The sequence below is a fragment of the Cellulosimicrobium sp. RS genome (assembly GCF_046159675.1).
Lineage (GTDB): Bacteria > Actinomycetota > Actinomycetes > Actinomycetales > Cellulomonadaceae > Cellulosimicrobium > Cellulosimicrobium funkei.
Genome location: NZ_JBJXVU010000008.1, coordinates 60023 through 78385 on the forward strand (window position 1 = coordinate 60023; position 18363 = coordinate 78385).

The 18363-nt window shown below is 74.3% G+C and carries 14 protein-coding genes; 9 read left to right on the forward strand and 5 right to left on the reverse strand.

The window, feature by feature from the left end; genetic code table 11:
* Positions 1 to 52 precede the first annotated feature (52 nt).
* Entirely contained in the window at positions 53 to 937 is an 885-nt protein-coding gene (locus ACI769_RS13335) for an arginase family protein (RefSeq protein ID WP_137280427.1), read from the forward strand.
* Positions 938 to 971: 34 nt separating this feature from the next.
* Here the strand turns inward: ACI769_RS13335 and ACI769_RS13340 are convergent, their stop codons facing one another.
* Both ACI769_RS13340 and ACI769_RS13345 read right to left on the reverse strand, forming a co-directional pair.
* Positions 972 to 1679, reverse strand: a complete 708-nt coding sequence (locus tag ACI769_RS13340; protein WP_137280428.1) for a CoA pyrophosphatase — start codon at positions 1677 to 1679, stop codon at positions 972 to 974.
* Positions 1676 to 3127, reverse strand: coding sequence for a GuaB1 family IMP dehydrogenase-related protein (locus ACI769_RS13345; protein ID WP_043654636.1), 1452 nt, complete (start codon positions 3125 to 3127; stop codon positions 1676 to 1678). The genes ACI769_RS13340 and ACI769_RS13345 overlap by 4 nt, the downstream gene beginning before the upstream one ends.
* Positions 3128 to 3330: 203 nt before the next feature.
* Between ACI769_RS13345 and dxs the strand changes: the two genes are divergently transcribed.
* Positions 3331 to 5253, forward strand: a complete 1923-nt coding sequence (dxs, locus tag ACI769_RS13350) for a 1-deoxy-D-xylulose-5-phosphate synthase (RefSeq protein WP_085388033.1) — start codon at positions 3331 to 3333, stop codon at positions 5251 to 5253.
* A 90-nt stretch (positions 5254 to 5343) separates the two neighbouring features.
* On the opposite strand, the gene ACI769_RS13355 is transcribed toward dxs, so the two are convergent.
* Positions 5344 to 6441 carry a glutamate--cysteine ligase gene (locus ACI769_RS13355; RefSeq protein ID WP_409141736.1) on the reverse strand — a complete coding sequence of 366 codons (1098 nt, stop codon included), beginning with the start codon at positions 6439 to 6441 and terminating at the stop codon, positions 5344 to 5346.
* A gap of 378 nt (positions 6442 to 6819) precedes the next feature.
* Here ACI769_RS13355 and pflB point away from each other — a divergent pair, with 378 nt between their 5' ends.
* The 7 genes from pflB (at position 6820) to ACI769_RS13390 (ending at position 14655) form a co-directional block, all read left to right on the forward strand.
* Positions 6820 to 9135, forward strand: coding sequence for a formate C-acetyltransferase (gene pflB / locus ACI769_RS13360; protein WP_137280430.1), 2316 nt, complete (start codon positions 6820 to 6822; stop codon positions 9133 to 9135).
* Positions 9136 to 9155: 20 nt separating this feature from the next.
* Entirely contained in the window at positions 9156 to 10148 is a 993-nt protein-coding gene (pflA, locus tag ACI769_RS13365; RefSeq protein WP_081895823.1) for a pyruvate formate-lyase-activating protein, read from the forward strand.
* A gap of 132 nt (positions 10149 to 10280) precedes the next feature.
* Entirely contained in the window at positions 10281 to 10901 is a 621-nt protein-coding gene (locus ACI769_RS13370; RefSeq protein WP_391515824.1) for a GrpB family protein, read from the forward strand.
* A gap of 64 nt (positions 10902 to 10965) precedes the next feature.
* Positions 10966 to 11169 (forward strand): ribbon-helix-helix protein, CopG family, encoded by a 204-nt coding sequence (locus ACI769_RS13375; protein WP_085388029.1) that lies wholly within the window; start codon positions 10966 to 10968, stop codon positions 11167 to 11169.
* Position 11170: 1 nt separating this feature from the next.
* The gene (locus ACI769_RS13380) at positions 11171 to 11560 is read left to right on the forward strand and encodes a type II toxin-antitoxin system death-on-curing family toxin (RefSeq protein WP_085388028.1); all 390 of its coding nucleotides are present in this window, start codon (positions 11171 to 11173) and stop codon (positions 11558 to 11560) included.
* Positions 11557 to 13839, forward strand: a complete 2283-nt coding sequence (locus ACI769_RS13385; protein WP_409141737.1) for a DEAD/DEAH box helicase — start codon at positions 11557 to 11559, stop codon at positions 13837 to 13839. Before ACI769_RS13380 ends, ACI769_RS13385 begins: the two co-directional genes overlap by 4 nt.
* Before the next feature lie 60 nt (positions 13840 to 13899).
* The gene (locus ACI769_RS13390; RefSeq protein ID WP_085388026.1) at positions 13900 to 14655 is read left to right on the forward strand and encodes a PIG-L deacetylase family protein; all 756 of its coding nucleotides are present in this window, start codon (positions 13900 to 13902) and stop codon (positions 14653 to 14655) included.
* 97 nt (positions 14656 to 14752) lie between these two features.
* On the opposite strand, the gene ACI769_RS13395 is transcribed toward ACI769_RS13390, so the two are convergent.
* The gene (locus tag ACI769_RS13395) at positions 14753 to 16915 is read right to left on the reverse strand and encodes a 3-hydroxyacyl-CoA dehydrogenase NAD-binding domain-containing protein (protein ID WP_085388025.1); all 2163 of its coding nucleotides are present in this window, start codon (positions 16913 to 16915) and stop codon (positions 14753 to 14755) included.
* A gap of 2 nt (positions 16916 to 16917) precedes the next feature.
* On the reverse strand, positions 16918 to 18213 hold the full coding sequence (locus ACI769_RS13400; RefSeq protein WP_085388024.1) for a thiolase family protein: 1296 nt from the start codon (positions 18211 to 18213) through the stop codon (positions 16918 to 16920).
* Between the last annotated feature and the right edge of the window lie 150 nt (positions 18214 to 18363).

The window sequence follows — 18363 nt, forward strand, 5'->3', positions numbered from 1 at the left end:
TTCTCCACCAGGCCCTGCGCGGGTGTCGGGAGTCCGGCGTAGCGTCGGTCGCATGACACAGCGGTCGTGGTCGGTCCTGGGCGTTCCGTCGAGCGCGGCCGCCCACGGCCCCGGTCTCGAGAAGGCGCCCGCGGCGCTGCGTGCGGCCGGGCTCGTGGACGCGCTCCGGGCGCGGGGGCTCGTGGTCACCGACCAGGGCGACGTCGAGCCGGCCCGCTGGCGCGCGCACCACGTGCCCGGACGCCTGAACGACGTCGAGCGCGTCGCCGCGGGCGCGGGTCGGGTCCGGGAGGCTGTCCGCGACGGGCTGCGAGGGGGCCACGTCCCCCTGGTGCTCGGCGGCGAGTGCACCGTGACGCTCGGGGTCGTCGCCGCGGCCGTGGACGTGCACGACGACTGCGGCCTGGTCTACGTCGACGGAGGGCAGGACCTCTTCACGGTGGCGTCGCACCCCGAGGAGCCCATCGCCGACGCGACGGGCGTCGCCCACCTCCTCGACCTCCCGGGCGCGAGCCCGGAGCTGAGCGCCGTCGGGGCGCGACGACCGCTCCTGGACGCCCGACGGCTCGCGTTCCTCGGCTTCTCCGACGCCGAGGAGGACGAGGACGGCCGCGTCGCCGCGACCCGGGTCCCCGCCGCCGAGGTCTCCGCAGGTCCCGAGGCGGCGGCCCGTCGTGCCGTGGACGGCGTGGGCAGCGGGCCGTTCGTGCTCCACGTGGACGTGGACGTCCTCGACTTCTTCGCGCTGCCCGCCGCCGACGTGCCCGTCTTCGGGCGCGGGCTCGTCCCCGCCGAGCTGGAGCGCGTCGTGCGCGAGATCGTCTCCGACCCGGACCTCGTCGCGGTCACGCTGGTCGAGTTCAACCCGGACCACGGCGGGTCGACGACGGCCCGCGCGCTGGTCGACCTGCTCGCCCGCGCGCTCGCGCCCGGCTGACGCGGGGTACGGGCACCGAGGGGCGGGCGGGCCGTCAGAGCGGGGCGTCGAGGGTGCGCGTCCGGTCCCACGGCTCGGTCCAGCCGAGCCGGTCGAACAGCGCGTCGAGGATGCCGCCGGTGAAGCCCCAGACGAGGTGCTCGCGCCCGTCGGCCTCCACGAGGAAGCCGGGGCTCTTGTGCACCCGGCGGTCCCGGCGGACCGTCACCGTGCGGCGCCGGCCGGGGTCGAGCAGGTCGGCCACGGGGACCCGGAACACGTGGGCCGACTCGGCGGCGTCGACGGCGCGGACCGGGGTGGGCCGGGCCCACCACCCGAGCACGGGCGTGACGACGTGGTTGCTCACCGGCACGGGCAGCCGACCGAGCGTGCCGAGCACCTCGACGCCGCCCGGGTCGAGGCCCGTCTCCTCCTCGGCCTCGCGCAGCGCGCCGCCCACCGGGCCGTCGTCGTCGGGCTCGAGCCGGCCGCCCGGGAACGCGACCTGGCCCGGGTGGTGGCCGAGCGTCGTCGCGCGCGCGAGCAGGAGCACGTCGAGGTCGGCGGGGACGGCCGCGGCCGGGTGCACCGCGGGCACCCCGTCGAGGACGCCGAAGAGCAGCAGCACGGCGGCGTCGCGCGCGTCCGGGCGCAGCGTGCCGACGGCGTGGCGCCACGGCTCGGGCCAGGCACCGCCGTCCCGGGCGAGGGTCGCGAGCTGCGCGCGCGCCGACGCGCGCGCAGCCTCGGGCGGGGTCGTCACCAGCTCACCGGGAGCGGGCGGCCCTCCTCGTAGCCCGCGGCCGACTGCACGCCCACGACGGCGCGGTCCGCGAACTCGGCGAGGCTCGACGCCCCGGCGTAGGTCGCGGAGCTGCGCAGCCCGGACGTGATCTGGTCGAGCAGGTCCTCGACGCCGGGCCGCTGCGGGTCGAGGAACATGCGGCTCGAGCTGATGCCCTCCTCGTACAGCGCCTTGCGCGCGCGGTCGAACGGCGAGCCCCCCGCGGTGCGGGCGGCGACGGCGCGCGCCGACGCCATGCCGAAGCTTTCCTTGTAGAGGCGGCCCGTGCCGTCGTCGTGCAGGTCGCCCGGGGACTCGTAGGTGCCCGCGAACCACGAGCCGATCATCACCTGCGAGGCGCCCGCGGCGAGCGCGAGGGCGACGTCGCGCGGGTGGCGCACGCCGCCGTCGGCCCAGACGTGCTTGCCGAGCTCGCGCGCCGCGGCGGCGCACTCCAGCACCGCGGAGAACTGCGGGCGCCCGACGGCCGTCATCATGCGCGTGGTGCACATGGCCCCCGGCCCCACGCCCACCTTGACGATGTCCGCGCCCGCGGCGACGAGGTCGCGCACGCCGTCGGCGGTGACGACGTTGCCCGCCACGACGGGGACGTCCGGGCCCACCGAGCGCACGGCGTCGAGCGCCTGGAGCATCTTGGCCTGGTGGCCGTGCGCCGTGTCCACGACGAGCACGTCCACCCCGGCCGCGAGGAGCTCCTTCGCCTTCGCCGCGACGTCGCCGTTGATCCCGACGGCGGCGCCGACGCGCAGGCGGCCGGCGTCGTCGAGCGCGGGCGCGTAGACCGACGAGCGCAGCGCGCCCTTGCGCGTGAGGACGCCGACGAGCGCGCCGTCGCGCGTCACGGGCGCGACCTTGAGACGCGCGGTGTGGAGCTGCTCGTAGGCCGCCTCGAGCCCGGCCCGACCGCCGTCGAGCACGGAGGCGTCGAGGACGAGGGGGTGGTCGGTCATCACCTGGTGGACCTGGGTGAAGCGGTCGACGTCGGCGCAGTCGGCCTCCGTGACCACGCCGACCGGGCGCCCGCCGTCCACGACGACCGCGGCGCCGTGCGCGCGCTTGCCGATGAGCGTGAGGGCGGTGTGGACGGTGTCGTGCGGGCCGACGACGACGGGCGTCTCGATGACGGGGTCCTTGGACTTCACGTCCGCGACGACGTCCGCCACGACGTCGGTCGGGACGTCCTGCGGGATGATCGCGATGCCGCCGCGCCGCGACACGGTCTCCGCCATGCGGCGCCCCGCGACGGCCGTCATGTTGGCGACGACGACGGGGATCGTCGTGCCCGTGCCGTCGGCGGAGGAGAGGTCGACGTCGAAGCGCGACGCGACCTCGGAGCGCGACGGGACGAGGAACACGTCGCCGTAGGTGAGGTCGGTCGCGGGGGACTGTCCGGGCAGGAAGCGCATGGTTCCATCCTACGAGGTCGCACCCCGCCGTTGTCCGCAGTGCGGAAGGAGAATTCCACGAACGTCGCGTCCGTGCGTCCGCGGCGCGAGTGTGCGTCAATGACGTGAAGGTCCCGTCGCCCGGCGCACCGCGGCGCAGGTCATCGGCCCGGACGGCCTAGAGTTGTCGGGCTGGTCGCACGGGAACGGAACGGAGCATCTGCATGAGCCTGCTTGGCACGATCACCTCGCCCGAGGACGTGCAACGGCTGACCCCGGGGCAGGCGCGCGAGCTCGCCGCGGAGATCCGGGCGTTCCTCGTCGACTCCGTCTCCCGCACGGGCGGCCACCTCGGCCCGAACCTCGGGGTCGTGGAGCTGACCATCGCGATGCACCGCGTGTTCTCCTCGCCCACGGACACCTTCGTGTTCGACACGGGCCACCAGTCCTACGTGCACAAGCTCCTCACGGGGCGCCAGGACTTCTCCGCGCTGCGCAAGCAGGGCGGGCTGTCCGGGTACCCGTCGCGCGCCGAGTCCGAGCACGACGTCGTCGAGAACTCGCACGCGTCCACCGCGCTCTCGTGGGGCGACGGCATCGCCAAGGCGAACGTCGTGCGCGGTCTCACCGACCGGCACGTCGTGGCGGTCATCGGCGACGGCGCGCTCACCGGCGGCATGGCCTGGGAGGCGCTCAACAACATCGCGGAGAGCCAGGACCGGCGGCTCGTGGTCGTCGTCAACGACAACGGGCGCTCGTACTCGCCCACGATCGGCGGCCTCGCGCACCACCTGTCGACGCTGCGCACCACGCACGGCTACGAGAGCTTCCTGCAGTGGGGCAAGCGCACCCTCAACCGGTCCGGCGCGCCCGGGCGGTTCGCCTACGAGTGGCTGCACGGCCTGAAGAAGGGCCTCAAGGACGTCGTCGCGCCGCAGGGCATGTTCGAGGACCTCGGCATCAAGTACGTCGGGCCGGTCGACGGCCACGACGTCGAGGCCATGGAGCACGCGCTGCGCCGTGCGAAGGCGTACGGCGCGCCCGTGATCGTGCACGCGCTCACCGAGAAGGGCCGCGGCTACACGCCCGCCGAGCAGGACGTCGCCGACCGCTTCCACGCCGTGGGCAAGATCCACCCGGAGACCGGGCTCCCGGTCGCACCCTCGCGCTTCGGCTGGACGAGCGTCTTCGCCGACGAGATCGTCCAGATCGGGCGGCGGCGGTCCGACGTCGTCGCGATCACCGCGGCGATGCTCGAGCCGGTCGGTCTCAAGCCGTTCTCGCAGGCGTTCCCCGAGCGCACGTTCGACGTCGGGATCGCGGAGCAGCACGCCGCGACGTCCGCGGCCGGCATGGCGTTCGCCGGGCTGCACCCGGTGGTCGCGGTGTACGCGACGTTCCTCAACCGCGCGTTCGACCAGGTGCTCATGGACGTCGCGCTGCACAAGGCCGGCGTGACGTTCGTGCTCGACCGCGCGGGCATCACGGGCGACGACGGCGCGAGCCACAACGGCATGTGGGACATGGCGATGCTGCGCATCGTGCCGGGCCTGCGCCTGGCCGCGCCGCGCGACGAGGAGACCCTGCGGACCGCGCTGCGCGAGGCCGTGGACGTCGACGACGCCCCGACGGTCGTGCGGTACCCGAAGGGCGCGCTCTCGGACGCCCTGCCCGCCGTCGAGTCCGTCGACGGCGTGGACCTGCTCGCGGTGCCTGCGGGCGCGGGCGACGAGGCCGCTCCCGCCGCGGCGGCGCCGGGTGGTCCGCGCCGCGTCCTGCTCGTCGGCCTGGGCTCGATGGCCCGCGTCGCGCTCGACGCCGGGGAGTCGCTCACCGCGCACGGCGTCGACGTCACGGTCGCGTCGCCCACGTGGGTGCTCCCGATGCCGAGCGCGCTCGTCAAGCTCGCCGGGGAGCACGACCTCGTCGTGACGGTGGAGGACGGCGTCGCGGACGGCGGGGTCGGCGCGCTGCTGGCCCAGCGGGCGCTGGAGTCGGGCGTGCGCACGCCCGTGCACCCGATCGGCCTCCCGGCGCAGTTCCTCGACCACGCCACGCGCGATCAGGTCGTGTCCGCGTACCGCCTCACCGGGGCAGACGTCGCGCGCGACGTGCTGGACGCGCTCGCGGCGCTCGCACGCGGCTGACGACCCCTGCCGCGCACCCGGCTCCCGGGTGCGCGGCTCCGGACACGCGGACGGCCCGCGGCGCAGGTGCGCCGCGGGCCGTCGCGTCGGTCAGGAGTGGGTGACCTCGACCGCCTGCTCGACGACGGCGCGCAGGTCGCCGCCGGACGCCGCGTGCCACGCGCGCTGCCGGGCGGCGCCGTTGCCCCCGGACCACAGGCGCCCGAGCCGCTCGGTCACCGCGTCCAGGTCCCCGGCGTCGACGAGCGCGTCGCGCACGTGCGCGACGAGCTGGCCCACGACGTCGTGCGCGGGGGCCGGGCGCCAGGTGAGGGGCGAGACGAGGTCCTCCTCGAGGCCCGAGCGGCCGGCGCGCCAGGACGCGGTGCGCAGGATCTCGGGCCGCAGCTCGGGCGCGGGCGCGCCGTCGGCGGACTCCCGGGCCGCCGTCTCGACGAGACCGCGGGCGAGCGCCGCGAGCAGCGTCGCGGTGTCCGGGTCGAGGCACACGTCCGCGACGCGGATCTCGACCGTGGGGTAGCGCGACGACAGGCGGGCATCGAAGTAGACCATGTTCTCGTCGAGGATCGTCCCGGTCGCGACGAGGCCGTCGACCGCCGCGCGGTACGCCTCGGGCGAGCCGAACGCGCGCGTCGGGCCGGAGGTGGGCCAGCGCGACCAGACCTGCGACCGGAAGCTCGCGTACCCGCTGTCCTGGCCCTGCCAGAAGGGCGAGTTCGTGCTCAGCGCGAGGAGCGTCGCGAGCCACGGCCCGATCCGGTCGAGCACAGCGACGCCCTCGGTGTCGTCCGCGACGGCGACGTGCACGTGACAGCCGCTCGTCAGCTGCTCGCGCGCCGTGAGGCCGAACGCGGCGCGCGCCTCGAGGTAGCGCAGGCGCGACACGGTCGTGCCCTCGAACGGCAGGGGAGACGTCGAGAGCGCGGCGACGCGGGCCCCGACGCGGTCCGCGGCCTCCTGGGCGCGACGCCGGCCCTCGCGGATCTCGGTCGCGAGCTCGTCGATCTCGCGGCGCGGGTGCGTCGCCGTCTCGAGCTGCTCCTCCATGAACTCCGACTCCAGCGAGCCGGTGCCCCCGCCCTTGTCGTCGGTGCCGGAGGCCTCGAGGGCCTCGGCCGCGCGGGCGACGGGCTGCCCGTCGTCGCCGACGAGCAGGAACTCTTCCTCGACCCCTACGGTGCGTTTCACCCGGGCAGTCTCACATGGATGCGCGCGGCACGTCCGGCGAGCGTGTGACGCGCGCCCGTGTCGTGCGTCACGACGGCGGCGCGGGGTCCCCAGGGGGAGGGCCGGAGGGCTTGTGAAGGTCATCACAAGACCCCCTCGGAAAGGGTGCCGCGGGGGCGAGGAACCGCGGAATCCGGCCGTTCCTGCCGGGTCCCGCCCGCCTCGGGACCTAGGTCCCCGGGCGGTCCCGAACGCCTCCGCGGCGGGCTCCGGGAACCTAGCCTGGAGGTGGCGAAGGAGCCCGTCGGAACCTCGGCCGAGGGCCCCACCCGGGACCTCGCGAGGCCGGCGGGTCCGGCCGGCGCGCGGACCCGCGCGTCAGGCACGAGGGAGGTCCAGATGACCAGCGTTTCCGAGGCAACCGGCACGACGAGCGGCGGCCGCGCGACGGGGGCGGGCGCCGTCGACCCGCAGCGCGACACCGCGCACGTCCCTGCGTGGGAGGGCTTCACCGACGGCCCGTGGCGCGACACGGTCGACGTGCGCGACTTCATCCAGCGCAACTACCGCCCGTACACGGGCGACGCGTCGTTCCTCGTCGGCCCCACGGAGCGCACGACGGGCATCTGGAGCACGCTGTCCGCCATGTTCCCGGAGGAGCGGGAGATGGGGATCTACGACGTGGACACCCACACGCCCGCCGGCATCACGGCGCACGCGCCGGGCTACATCGACAAGGCGCACGAGGTGATCGTCGGTCTGCAGACCGACGCCCCGCTCAAGCGCGCGATCATGCCGAACGGCGGCTGGCGCATGGTCGAGGGCGCGCTGGAGACGTACGGCTACGAGGTCGACGAGACCCTGCGGAAGGTCTTCACCGAGTACCGCAAGACGCACAACCAGGGCGTGTTCGACGTCTACCCGCCGAACGTGCGCGCGGCCCGCAGCTCGCACATCATCACGGGCCTGCCCGACGCCTACGGCCGCGGCCGGATCATCGGCGACTACCGCCGCGTCGCGCTCTACGGCGTCGACGCGCTGATCGCCGCGAAGAAGCTCGACAAGCTCGGGCTCGACACGCAGCCCTTCAGCGAGAAGGTCGTGCGCGAGCGCGAGGAGCACGCGGAGCAGATCCGCGCGCTGGGCGAGCTCAAGGAGATGGCGGCCTCGTACGGCTACGACATCTCCGGCCCGGCGACGACGGCCCGCGAGGCCGTGCAGTGGCTCTACTTCGCCTACCTCGCCGCGGTGAAGGAGCAGAACGGCGCCGCGATGTCCCTCGGCCGCACGTCGACGTTCCTCGACGTGTTCATCGACCGCGACCTCGAGGCCGGCCGCATCACGGAGTCCGAGGCGCAGGAGATCATCGACGACTTCGTCATCAAGCTCCGCATCGTGCGGTTCCTGCGCACACCCGAGTACGACGCCCTGTTCTCCGGCGACCCGACGTGGGTCACCGAGACGATCGGCGGCATGGGCGAGGACGGGCGCCCGCTCGTCACGAAGAACTCGTTCCGGTTCCTCCAGACGCTCTACAACCTCGGGCCGGCCCCCGAGCCGAACATGACGGTCTTCTGGAGCCCGGACCTGCCGCAGGGCTTCAAGGACTACTGCGCGCAGGTCTCGATCGACACCTCGGCCGTGCAGTACGAGTCGGACGAGCTCATCCGCCAGCACTGGGGCGACGACGCGGCGATCGCGTGCTGCGTGTCCCCGATGCGGGTCGGCAAGCAGATGCAGTTCTTCGGCGCTCGCGTGAACCTCGCCAAGACGCTGCTCTACGCGATCAACGGCGGCCGCGACGAGATCTCCGGCAAGCAGGTCTCGCCCGTGGCGGCGCCCGTCGAGGGCGACGTGCTCGACTTCGACGACGTCATGGCGAAGTTCGACGCGACGATGGACTGGCTGGCCGCGACGTACGTCGAGGCGCTCAACTGCATCCACTGGTCGCACGACAAGTACGCGTACGAGCGCATCGAGATGGCGCTGCACGACAAGGACGTGCTGCGGACCATGGCGTGCGGCATCGCGGGCCTGTCCGTCGCGGCGGACTCGCTGTCGGCGATCAAGCACGCGAAGGTCTCCGTCGTCCGCGACGAGCGCGGCCTCGTCGTCGACTACGTCACCGAGGGCGAGTACCCGACGTTCGGCAACGACGACGACCGGGCCGACGCGATCGCCGTCGACCTCGTCGAGCGGTTCATGGCGAAGGTCCGCACGCACCCGACGTACCGTGACGCGGTGCCCACGCAGTCGGTCCTGACGATCACGTCGAACGTCGTGTACGGGAAGGCGACGGGCAACACGCCTGACGGCCGCCGCGCCGGCGAGCCGTTCGCCCCGGGTGCCAACCCGATGAACGGGCGCGACACGCACGGCATGCTCGCCTCGGCGCTGTCGGTGGCCAAGCTGCCGTACGACGAGGCGCAGGACGGCATCTCGCTGACCAACACGGTCGTGCCGAGCGGCCTCGGGCGCACCAAGGAGGAGCAGGTCACCAACCTCGCCGGCCTCCTGGACGCCTACATCGGGTCCGAGGGGTACCACATGAACGTCAACGTGCTGAACCGCGAGACGCTCCTGGACGCCATGGACCACCCGGAGAACTACCCGCAGCTGACGATCCGCGTGTCCGGGTACGCGGTGAACTTCGTCCGCCTCACGCGCGAGCAGCAGCTGGACGTGCTGTCGCGCACCTTCCACGGCGCGCTCTGACGAGCGCTGAGGAGCCAGCCATGACCGTCACCCTTCCCGGCCCCGCCGTCCGCCCGTCGCGCGGGTGCGGCGTCGCCGGGGGCACCCTGCCCGACGACGCCACGCGCCTCGACGTCCCGGGCGTCCCGACCTCCGCGGCCGAGCCCGCGGCGTCGGGCACGCCCGTGGGCCACGCGCGCCGGGCCGGCGCGGGCCTGGACGGGCTGACGGTCGCGGACGTGGACCGGGCCGACAAGCTCGCGGCGATGCGCGCGGGCGAGCTCGGCTCGGTCCACTCCTGGGAGCTCGTCACCGCCGTGGACGGGCCGGGGACCCGGCTCACCGTGTTCCTCAACGGGTGCCCGCTGCGGTGCCTGTACTGCCACAACCCCGACACGTTCGCGATGAAGGACGGCAGGCCCGTCACGGCGGACGAGCTCCTCGGGCGCGTCCGGCGCTACCTGCCCGTCTTCCGGGCCACCCACGGGGGGCTCACGCTCTCGGGCGGCGAGGTGCTCATGCAGCCCGCGTTCGCGGCGCGCGTCCTGCGCGGTGCGAAGGCGATGGGCGTGCACACCGCGCTCGACACGTCCGGCTTCCTCGGCGCGAACGCGACCGACGCGATGCTCGACGACACCGACCTCGTGCTGCTCGACGTGAAGTCCGGCGACCCGGAGACCTACACGAAGGTCACGAGCCGCGACCTCGAGCCGACCCTGCGGTTCGGGCGACGGATCGCCGAGCGCGGGCTCACCGGCCACGCGCCCGAGGTCTGGGTGCGCTTCGTGCTCGTCCCGGGCCTCACCGACGACCCGGACAACGTCGAGAAGGTCGCCGCGTACGCGGCGTCGCTCAACGCGATCCGCCCCGGCACGGTGACGCGCGTCGAGGTGCTGCCCTTCCACCAGATGGGCCGCGACAAGTGGGACGCGCTCGGGCGCACCTACGAGCTCGACGACACGCCCGCGCCGTCGGCCGAGCTCACCGAGCGCGTGCGCGACCAGTTCCGCGCCCACGGCCTGACGACGTACTGACCCGACCCGCCGACGAGCGCCCGCTCGCCGAGACGGGAGAAGTGGCCCCGGACCGCCGTGCTCCAGGGGCCACTTCTCCCGTCTCGGCGGGTGCGCGCTCCCCGGGTCGGGGTCGGGCCGTAGGGTGCGCGGGTGCCTGCAGCGACCGTCGACGCCCACGACCCCCGATGGACCGAATGCGGGAGGCGGTGGACCGAGCGCGCCGCCGGCGCGCTCGCCGACCTCGCGAGCCCCGACGGCACGAGCCCGGTCGTGGTCGAGCACATCGGGTCGACGGCGGTCCCCGGGCTCGCGGCGAAGCCGATCATCGACCTCCAGGTGCGCGTCGCGCCGCTGCCCTCCGAGGCGGAGCTCGACGCCGCGCTCGGGCCGCTCGGGTTCTCGATCGAGCGCGGCGCGCGTCCGGACTCGCCCGGCGTGTACCGGGACGTCCCGCGTCCGGGCGCCGACCCCGCCCCCGAGCTCTACGCCAAGCGACTGCTCACCCGCCCCGGCGACGGGGACGAGCCGCCCGTGATCCTGCACGTCCGGCGCCTCGACTCGCCGTTCGCGGCGTACGTCGTCGCGTTCCGCGACTGGCTGCGTGCCGTCCCCGCCGAGGCCGCGGCGTACGAGGCGACGAAGCGCGACCTCGCCGCGCGCCACGCGGACGCCGACGACTACGACGACTACACGCGCGACAAGACGGCGTTCCTCGACGCGGCGCAGTCCCGGATGGAGCGCTGGACGGCGGAGGCCGGCAGGTCGTCGTGAGGGCGCCGGAGCGTGCCTGCGGCCGGGAGCGATACTGTGGTGATACCACGTCGGGAGGTGCGGGATGAGCGGCAACCAGATGGTCGTGCGGTTCACCGAGGACGAGAAGCGAGTCCTCGAGGCGGCCGCGGAGCGCGAGGGGCGCTCGCAGAACGAGATCGTCCGTGAGGCCGTACGACGGTACGGCGCGGAGCGCGACGCCCTCCGTGATCGACTGATCGCGGACGCGATCCGCGAGTACGGACCCGTGCTCGACAAGCTCGCCTGAGGTGGTCGCGTCGCGAGAGGTCGAGTACCTCGAGGTCGGGGACCTGCTCGCGGCGGCGCGCGCGCTGCTCCGGGCGGAGCCGGTCGTCCGCGACTGGGGTGCGCTCGACTCGGCCGTGCATCGTCCTCGCGCCTCGATGTTCGGTGAGGAGGCGTACCCGTCGCTCGACCTGAAGGCGGCCGCGCTGATGCTCTCCGTCGTCCAGAACCACGCGCTCGTCGACGGCAACAAGCGGCTCGGTCTCGTCGCCGTCGTCGTGTTCTACGGCATGAACGGTGTCGCGCTGCGTGCCCCCCACGACGACGTGTACGAGCTGACGATGTCGATCGCCGACGGCTCGACGCACGACGTGACGTACGTCGCCGAGTGCCTCGCTCGTTGGCACGCGTGACCGCGCCGCGCGCGGCGCTGCCCGACGTCGCCACCGCGCGGGCGGTCGTCGCGGACGCGGACGCCCTCGCCGCGCTGCTCGCGACCCTCTCCGCCGCGCCCGGGACGGCCCGCGAGCAGGTGCGCGCCGCGTTCGGCGACAGCCGCGAGGAGAAGGTCCTGGCGCGCCTCGACGCCGTCGACGTCGCGTCGCTGCGCGACGTCACGCGCGAGCGCCTGCGGCTCGGGGCGCTCGCGGACGCGGGCGTGCGGACGGTCGGCGAGGTCGCGCGGCTCGGGCGCGACGGGCTGGAGAAGCTCCCCGAGATCGGCCCCCAGACGGCGACGCACCTGCTCGCCGCCGCCGAGCAGGTGGCGCGCGCCGTGCGCGAGAGCCTGCGCTTCCGGATCGACCTCACGCCGACGGACCCGGTCGCGACCGCGCTCGTCCAGGCGCTGCACACGCTCGACCAGGCCGACGCCGCCGTCGCGCGGTACGGCGACCAGGTGCGGGCCGCGCTCGCGGAGCACGAGCGCGTGCGCGCCGACGCGCTGGTGGCCGCGAGCGGGGCGCGCCGCCTGCTCGCGTGGGGCGAGCGGCGGCGTCGGGCGTCCGCGGCGGTCACGGTGCTCGCCGCGGTCGTCGAGCGGGCCCGGGTCACCGGGCTCGCCGAGGAGGCGCGGCGCGTCGTCGGGCTGCTCGCCGAGCCCGCGCGCCCGTACGACGTCTGGGAGGACTTCCGGCGCCGGTCCGCGGGGTACTACGCGCTGCTCGACGGCGTCGCCCCCACGGGCCGCGACGTCGCCGCCGCGGCCGGGCACCTGCCTGCCGAGCTGGTCGACCGCGTGCAGACGCAGGCGCTCGACGAGTCGCTGCTGACCGTCTCGCTTCGCGGGTACCAGGCGTTCGGGGCCCGCTTCGCGCTCGCCCAGCGCCGCGTCGTCCTGGGCGACGAGATGGGCCTGGGCAAGACGGTGCAGGCCGTCGCCGTCGTCGCGCACCTGGTCGCCCGCGGCGCGACCCACGCGCTCGTCGTGTGCCCGGCGAGCGTGCTGGAGAACTGGGTGCGCGAGCTGCGCGCGCACGCGAGCCTCCCGGTGCACGCCGTCCATGGCGAGGACCGGGAGGAGGCAGCCGCCGCGTGGCGCGCTGCGGGCGGCGTCGCCGTCGTGACCTTCGCGGGCCTGCGGCGCGCGGGGACCGAGGCGTTCGCGGCGGCGGCGCCGGCCGTGCTCGTCGTGGACGAGGCGCACTACGTGAAGAACCCGCTCGCGAAGCGGTCCGTGGCCGTCGCGGCCCTCGCGCGGACGACCGAGCACGTGCTGCTGCTCACGGGCACGCCCATGGAGAACCGGGTCGAGGAGTTCCGCACCCTGCTGGGCTACCTCCAGCCCGAGCTCGCGGCACGCCTCGACGCCGCGCACGGCGCCGCGGGCCCCGACGCGTTCCGGCACGCTGTCGCGCCCGCGTACCTGCGCCGCAACGCCGAAGACGTGCTCGAGGAGCTGCCCGAGCTCGTGCAGGTCGACGAGTGGGAGCGGCTCGGCCCGGTCGACGGCGCCGCGTACCGGGAGGCGGTCGCGGCGGGGTCGTTCATGGCCATGCGGCGGGCGGCGTTCGCCGTCGAGCACCCCGAGGACTCGGCGAAGCTGCGCCGGCTCGTCGAGATCGCGCGCGAGGCGGCCGAGAACGGGCGCAAGGTCGTGGTGTTCTCGTACTTCCGGGACGTCGTGGACGTGGTCGTGCGCGCCCTCGGCGACCTCGCGCTCCCGCCCCTCACCGGCTCCGTGCCCGCCCGCACGCGACAGACGATCGTCGACGACTTCACCGCGGCCGAGGACCCGCGCGTGCTCGTCAGCCAGATCGACGTCGGGGGAGTGGGTCTCAACCTCCAGGCGGCGTCCGTCGTGGTCCTGTGCGAGCCGCAGACCAAGCCCACGACCGAGGCGCAGGCCGTCGCGCGCGCCCACCGCATGGGGCAGGTCGAGACCGTCCAGGTGCACCGCCTGCTCACCGTCGACAGCGTCGACGAGCACCTCGTGCGCCTTCTCGGCACCAAGGCCCGGCTGTTCGACGCCTATGCGCGCCGCAGCGCGCTCGCCGAGGAGGTCGCGGGCGCGGTCGACGTGTCCGAGGCGTCGCTCGCGCGCGCGGTGGTCGACGCCGAGCGCGCCCGGCTGTTCGTCGACCCGGCCGTGACGTCGGTCGAGGACGCGCCCGTCGCGGGAGCGCCCACCGACGAGGTCCCTCCCGCCGGCGCGCTCGGTCACGCGACCGAGGACGCGCCCGCCGAGCACTGACGCGGCCCGGGCCTGCGCCGTCGTCGCGCTCGGCACCGGGACGGGGCATAGCGTGGCGTCATGACCGAGATCGACACCTTGCCCGCGCTCACCCCGCTGCGAGAGGACTGGTCGACGGCGCTCGCGGTCGTCGCGCACCCGGACGACATGGAGTTCGGCGCGGCCGCCGCCGTCGCGCGGTGGACCGCGCAGGGCAAGCGGGTCGTGTACTGCATGGTCACGAGCGGCGAGGCGGGGATCGACGGCATGGACCCGGACGAGGCGCGCCGCGTGCGGGAGGCGGAGGAGGTCGAGTCCGCACGCATCGTCGGCGTCGACGAGGTCGAGTTCCTCGGGCTGCCCGACGGCGTGCTCGAGTACGGCCTCACGCTGCGGCGCGCGATCGCGGGGGCGATCCGCCGTCACCGGCCCGACGTCGTGATCACCGGGAACTACCGCGAGACGTTCCCGGGCGGGATGCTCAACCAGGCGGACCACGTCGCGACGGGGCGGGCCGTCGTGGACGCCGTGCGCGACGCGGGGAACCGGTGGGTGTTCCGCGAGCAGGTCGAGTCGGACGGGATCGAGCCGTGGGGCGGCGTGCGCCAGGTGTGGGTCGCCGCGTCGCCCGACGCCCGGCACGGCGTGGACGTGAGCGCGACCTTCGACGCGGGCGTGGCGTCCCTGCGCGCGCACGCCGCCTACCTCGACGGCCTCGACTGGGAGGACTTCGACCCGGCGGCGTTCCTCGCGTCGATGAGCGCCCCGACGGGCGAGCGGATGGGCGTGGAGCACGCCGTGGCGTTCGAGCTCCTGCTCATGAACGGAGAGGACTGACCCACCCCCTCCGGCGGCCGCCGAGCAGGCGGTCGTGGCCCGTCCTGTACTCAGGACGGGCCACAACCACCTGCTCGGCGGAGGGGGAGGGGTTTCGTCAGACGCGCGATGTCGCCGGGACGTTGGCGACGCCGTCGGGCAGGAAGCGGCGGCCCAGGACCTTCTCGCTGTAGCCCGTGCGGTCGAGGTACGGCGTGATGCCGCCCAGGTGGAAGCCCCACCCCGCGCCGAGGATCATGCACAGGTCGATCTGCGACGGGCTCGCGACCACGCCCTCGTCGAGCATGAGCCCGATCTCCTGCGTGAGCGCCGTGAGCACGGAGTCGAGGACGCCCGCCTCGTCCAGTGCTCCGTCGCCGCCCGCCGCACCCGTGCCGAAGACCCGCTGGATCGCCGGGTCGACAGGCTTGGGCAGGCCCTTCGGCGCGTCGAGGACGACGGGGATCTGCTCGTCCACGATGCGCTGCAGGCCGGGGGACTCGGGGAACCGGTCGCCCAGGTCCTCGCGCAGCGACGTGAGGACGTGCAGGCCGACGGCCGGGCCGACGAGGTCGAACAGCGCGAACGGCGGCATCGGCAGGCCGAGCGGTGCGACGGCGCGGTCCGCGACCTCGACCGACGTGCCGTTCTCGACCGCCTCGACGATCTTGCCCATGAGCAGGATGAGCAGGCGGTTGACGACGAACCCGGGGCGGTCGGCGACGAGCACGGCCGTCTTGCGGAGCTTCTTCGTCATGGCGAACGCCGTCGCGAGGGCCGCGTCGTCGGTCTTCGCCGCCTGGATGATCTCGACGAGCGGCATCTGGGCGACGGGGTTGAAGAAGTGCATCCCGACGACGCGCTCGGGGTGCTGCAGGTCGGCCGCCATCTCGGTGATCGACAGCGCGGACGTGTTGGTCAGCAGCACGGCCTCGGGCGACAGGACGCCCTCGAGCTCGGCGAAGACCTTCTTCTTGAGCCCGAGGATCTCCGTGACTGCCTCGATCACGACGTCGCAGCCCGCGAAGTCGCCGAGCTCGGTCGTGCCGTGCACGGAGCCGACGATGCGCGCGCCGGTGTCCGCGGACATGCGGCCCGAGCGTACGAGCTTCTCGACGGTGGAGCGGACGTAGCCGAGGCCCTTGTCGACGCGCTCCTGGTCGAGGTCGCGCATGACGACCGGCACCTGGAGGCGCTGCGCGAACAGCAGCGCGATCTGCGCGGCCATGAGCCCCGCGCCCACGATCCCGACGCGGGTGACGGGGCGGGCGAGCTTCGCGTCGGGCGCGCCCTGGGGCCGCTTGCCCTTCGAGACGAGCTGGAACGCGTAGACGCTCGCGCGCATCTCGTCGCTCATGATGAGGTCCGCGAGGGCGTCGTCCTCGGCGGCGAACGCCTCCTCGCGCGACGCGGTGCGCGCGGCGGCGACGAGGTCGAGCGCGCGGTACGGGGCCGGGCGGGAGCCCGCGACCACGGCGTCGAGGCGCTGACGCGTCCCGGCGACGACGGCGTCCCACACGGGCTGCGGGTCGAGCTCGCGCCGCTCGACGACGATCTCGCCGCGCAGCACGGCCTCGGCCCAGCGCAGCGAGGACTCGAGGAAGTCCGGCGCCTCGAAGAGCGCGTCGACGAGCCCGATCTCGTACGCCTCCTTCGCCTTGAACGGCTTGTTCGCGGCCGGGCGGGCGAGGATGACGTCCATCGCCTTCTCGACGCCGAGCAGGCGCGGCACGAGGTAGGCGCCGCCCCAGCCGGGGACCAGGCCCAGGCCGACCTCGGGCAGCGCGAGCGCACCGGCGTCGGACGCGACGGTGCGGTACGTGCAGTTCAGCGCGACCTCGAGGCCGCCGCCGAGCGCGACGCCGTTGACGAACGCGAACGTCGGCACGCCCATGTCCTGGAGCAGCGTGTACGCGGCGTGCCCGGCGCGCCCGAGGGCGAGCGCGTCGTCGCGCACCTGGACGGCCGCGGCCTGCGTGAGGTCCGCGCCGGCGGCGAGGAAGTACGGCTTGCCCGTGATCGCGACGGCGACGATCTCGCCGTCCGCGGCCCGGCGCCGCAGCGTCTCGAGGGCCGCGTGCAGCTCCGCGAGGCCCTCGGGGCCGAGCGTCGTCGGCTTGGTGTGGTCGAGCCCGTTGTCGAGCGTGACGAGGGCGAGCGTGCCCGTCCCGCCGGGGAGCGCGACGTCGCGCACGAGCGAGTGCGTGACGCGCTCCCCGCGCGCGGCGTCCTTCGTCGCGTCCGCGGAGGTGGTGGGCGTGGTGTCGGTCGGTGCGCTCATCGTCAGTTCTCCGCGGTCTCGAAGGTGTGGCCGGAGTAGTCGGCGTGGTGCGGGTTCTCCCAGATGACGGTGCCGCCCATGCCGAGGCCGACGCACATGGTCGTCAGGCCGTAGCGCACCTCGGGGTGCTGCTCGAACTGGCGCGCGAGCTGCGTCATGAGGCGCACGCCCGACGACGCGAGCGGGTGGCCCATGGCGATGGCGCCGCCGTACTGGTTGACGCGCTCGTCGTCGTCCGCGATGCCGAAGTGGTCGAGGAACGCGAGCACCTGGACCGCGAACGCCTCGTTGATCTCGAACAGGCCGATGTCGTCGATCGTCAGGCCCGCGGACGCGAGCGCGCGCTCGGTCGCGGGCACCGGCCCGATGCCCATGACCTCCGGGTCGACGCCCGCGTACGCGAACGCGACGAGGCGCATGCGCGCCGGGAGCCCGAGCTCGTCGGCGACGTCGCCCGCGGCGAGCAGGCACGCCGTGGCGCCGTCGGTCAGCGGCGAGGCGTTGCCCGCGGTGACCTTCCCGCCGGGGCGGAACGGGGTCTTGAGGTCGCGGATCGAGTCGACCGTGGTGCCGGGGCGGGGGAGCTCGTCGGCCGTGGCCAGGCCCCACCCGAGCTCGGTCGACCGGGTCGCGACCGGCACGAGGTCGGGGGAGATGTCACCGTTCGCGAGGGCCTTGGCGTACTTGGCCTGGCTCGCGACGGCGTACGCGTCGGCACGCTCCTTGGTGAGGTGCGGGTACCGGTCGTGCAGGTTCTCGGCCGTCGCGCCCATGACGAGCGCGGAGGAGTCGACGAGGCGCTCGGCGACGAACCGCGGGTTCGGGTCCGACCCCTCGCCCATGGGGTGGTGGCCCATGTGCTCGACGCCGCCCGCGACGACGACGTCCTGCGCGCCCACGGCGACGTTCGCCGCGGTGGTCGTGACCGCGGTCATCGCGCCCGCGCACATGCGGTCGATCGCGAAGCCGGGCACCGACTTGGGCAGCCCGGCCAGCACGGCGACGCTGCGGCCGAGGGTGAGGCCCTGGTCGCCGGTCTGCGTCGTCGCGGCGAGCGCGAGCTCGTCGATCCGCTCCACGGGCAGCTCGGGGCGGCGGCGCAGGAGCTCGCGGACCGTCTTCACGGCGAGGTCGTCCGCGCGGGTCTCGGCGTAGATCCCGTCGGGGCGAGCCTTGCCGAACGGGCTGCGGACGCCCTCGACGAAGACGACGTCGCGCACGGGGCGTCGGCGCGAGCGCTGGGTAGCCGCCTGGGTGGGTGCCGAGGTGGGAGAGGGGGCCTCGTTGGCCACGGTCATGGCATCTCCATCCGATGCAGATGGTCGGGACGGCGGTGTCCGGAGCGGCACCGCTCGGGGGTCGTACGTGCGATACACGCTACCGCGGGTATCGGGAAAGCACGAGACCGATGCTACGACATGAAGAGACCCGGTATCGCATCGCGCGAT

Excerpts from the sequence above, each read along its gene's own strand:
- pflB (WP_137280430.1), top strand. The coding sequence starts at position 6,820 with ATGACCAGCGTTTCCGAGGCAACCGGCACGACGAGCGGCGGCCGCGCG.
- ACI769_RS13345 (WP_043654636.1), bottom strand. The coding sequence starts at position 3,127 with ATGCGCTTCCTGCCCGGACAGTCCCCCGCGACCGACCTCACCTACGGC.
- ACI769_RS13390 (WP_085388026.1), top strand. The coding sequence starts at position 13,900 with ATGACCGAGATCGACACCTTGCCCGCGCTCACCCCGCTGCGAGAGGAC.
- ACI769_RS13335 (WP_137280427.1), top strand. The coding sequence starts at position 53 with ATGACACAGCGGTCGTGGTCGGTCCTGGGCGTTCCGTCGAGCGCGGCC.
- ACI769_RS13400 (WP_085388024.1), bottom strand. The coding sequence starts at position 18,213 with ATGACCGTGGCCAACGAGGCCCCCTCTCCCACCTCGGCACCCACCCAG.
- pflA (WP_081895823.1), top strand. The coding sequence starts at position 9,156 with ATGACCGTCACCCTTCCCGGCCCCGCCGTCCGCCCGTCGCGCGGGTGC.
- dxs (WP_085388033.1), top strand. The coding sequence starts at position 3,331 with ATGAGCCTGCTTGGCACGATCACCTCGCCCGAGGACGTGCAACGGCTG.
- ACI769_RS13375 (WP_085388029.1), top strand. The coding sequence starts at position 10,966 with ATGAGCGGCAACCAGATGGTCGTGCGGTTCACCGAGGACGAGAAGCGA.
- ACI769_RS13395 (WP_085388025.1), bottom strand. The coding sequence starts at position 16,915 with ATGAGCGCACCGACCGACACCACGCCCACCACCTCCGCGGACGCGACG.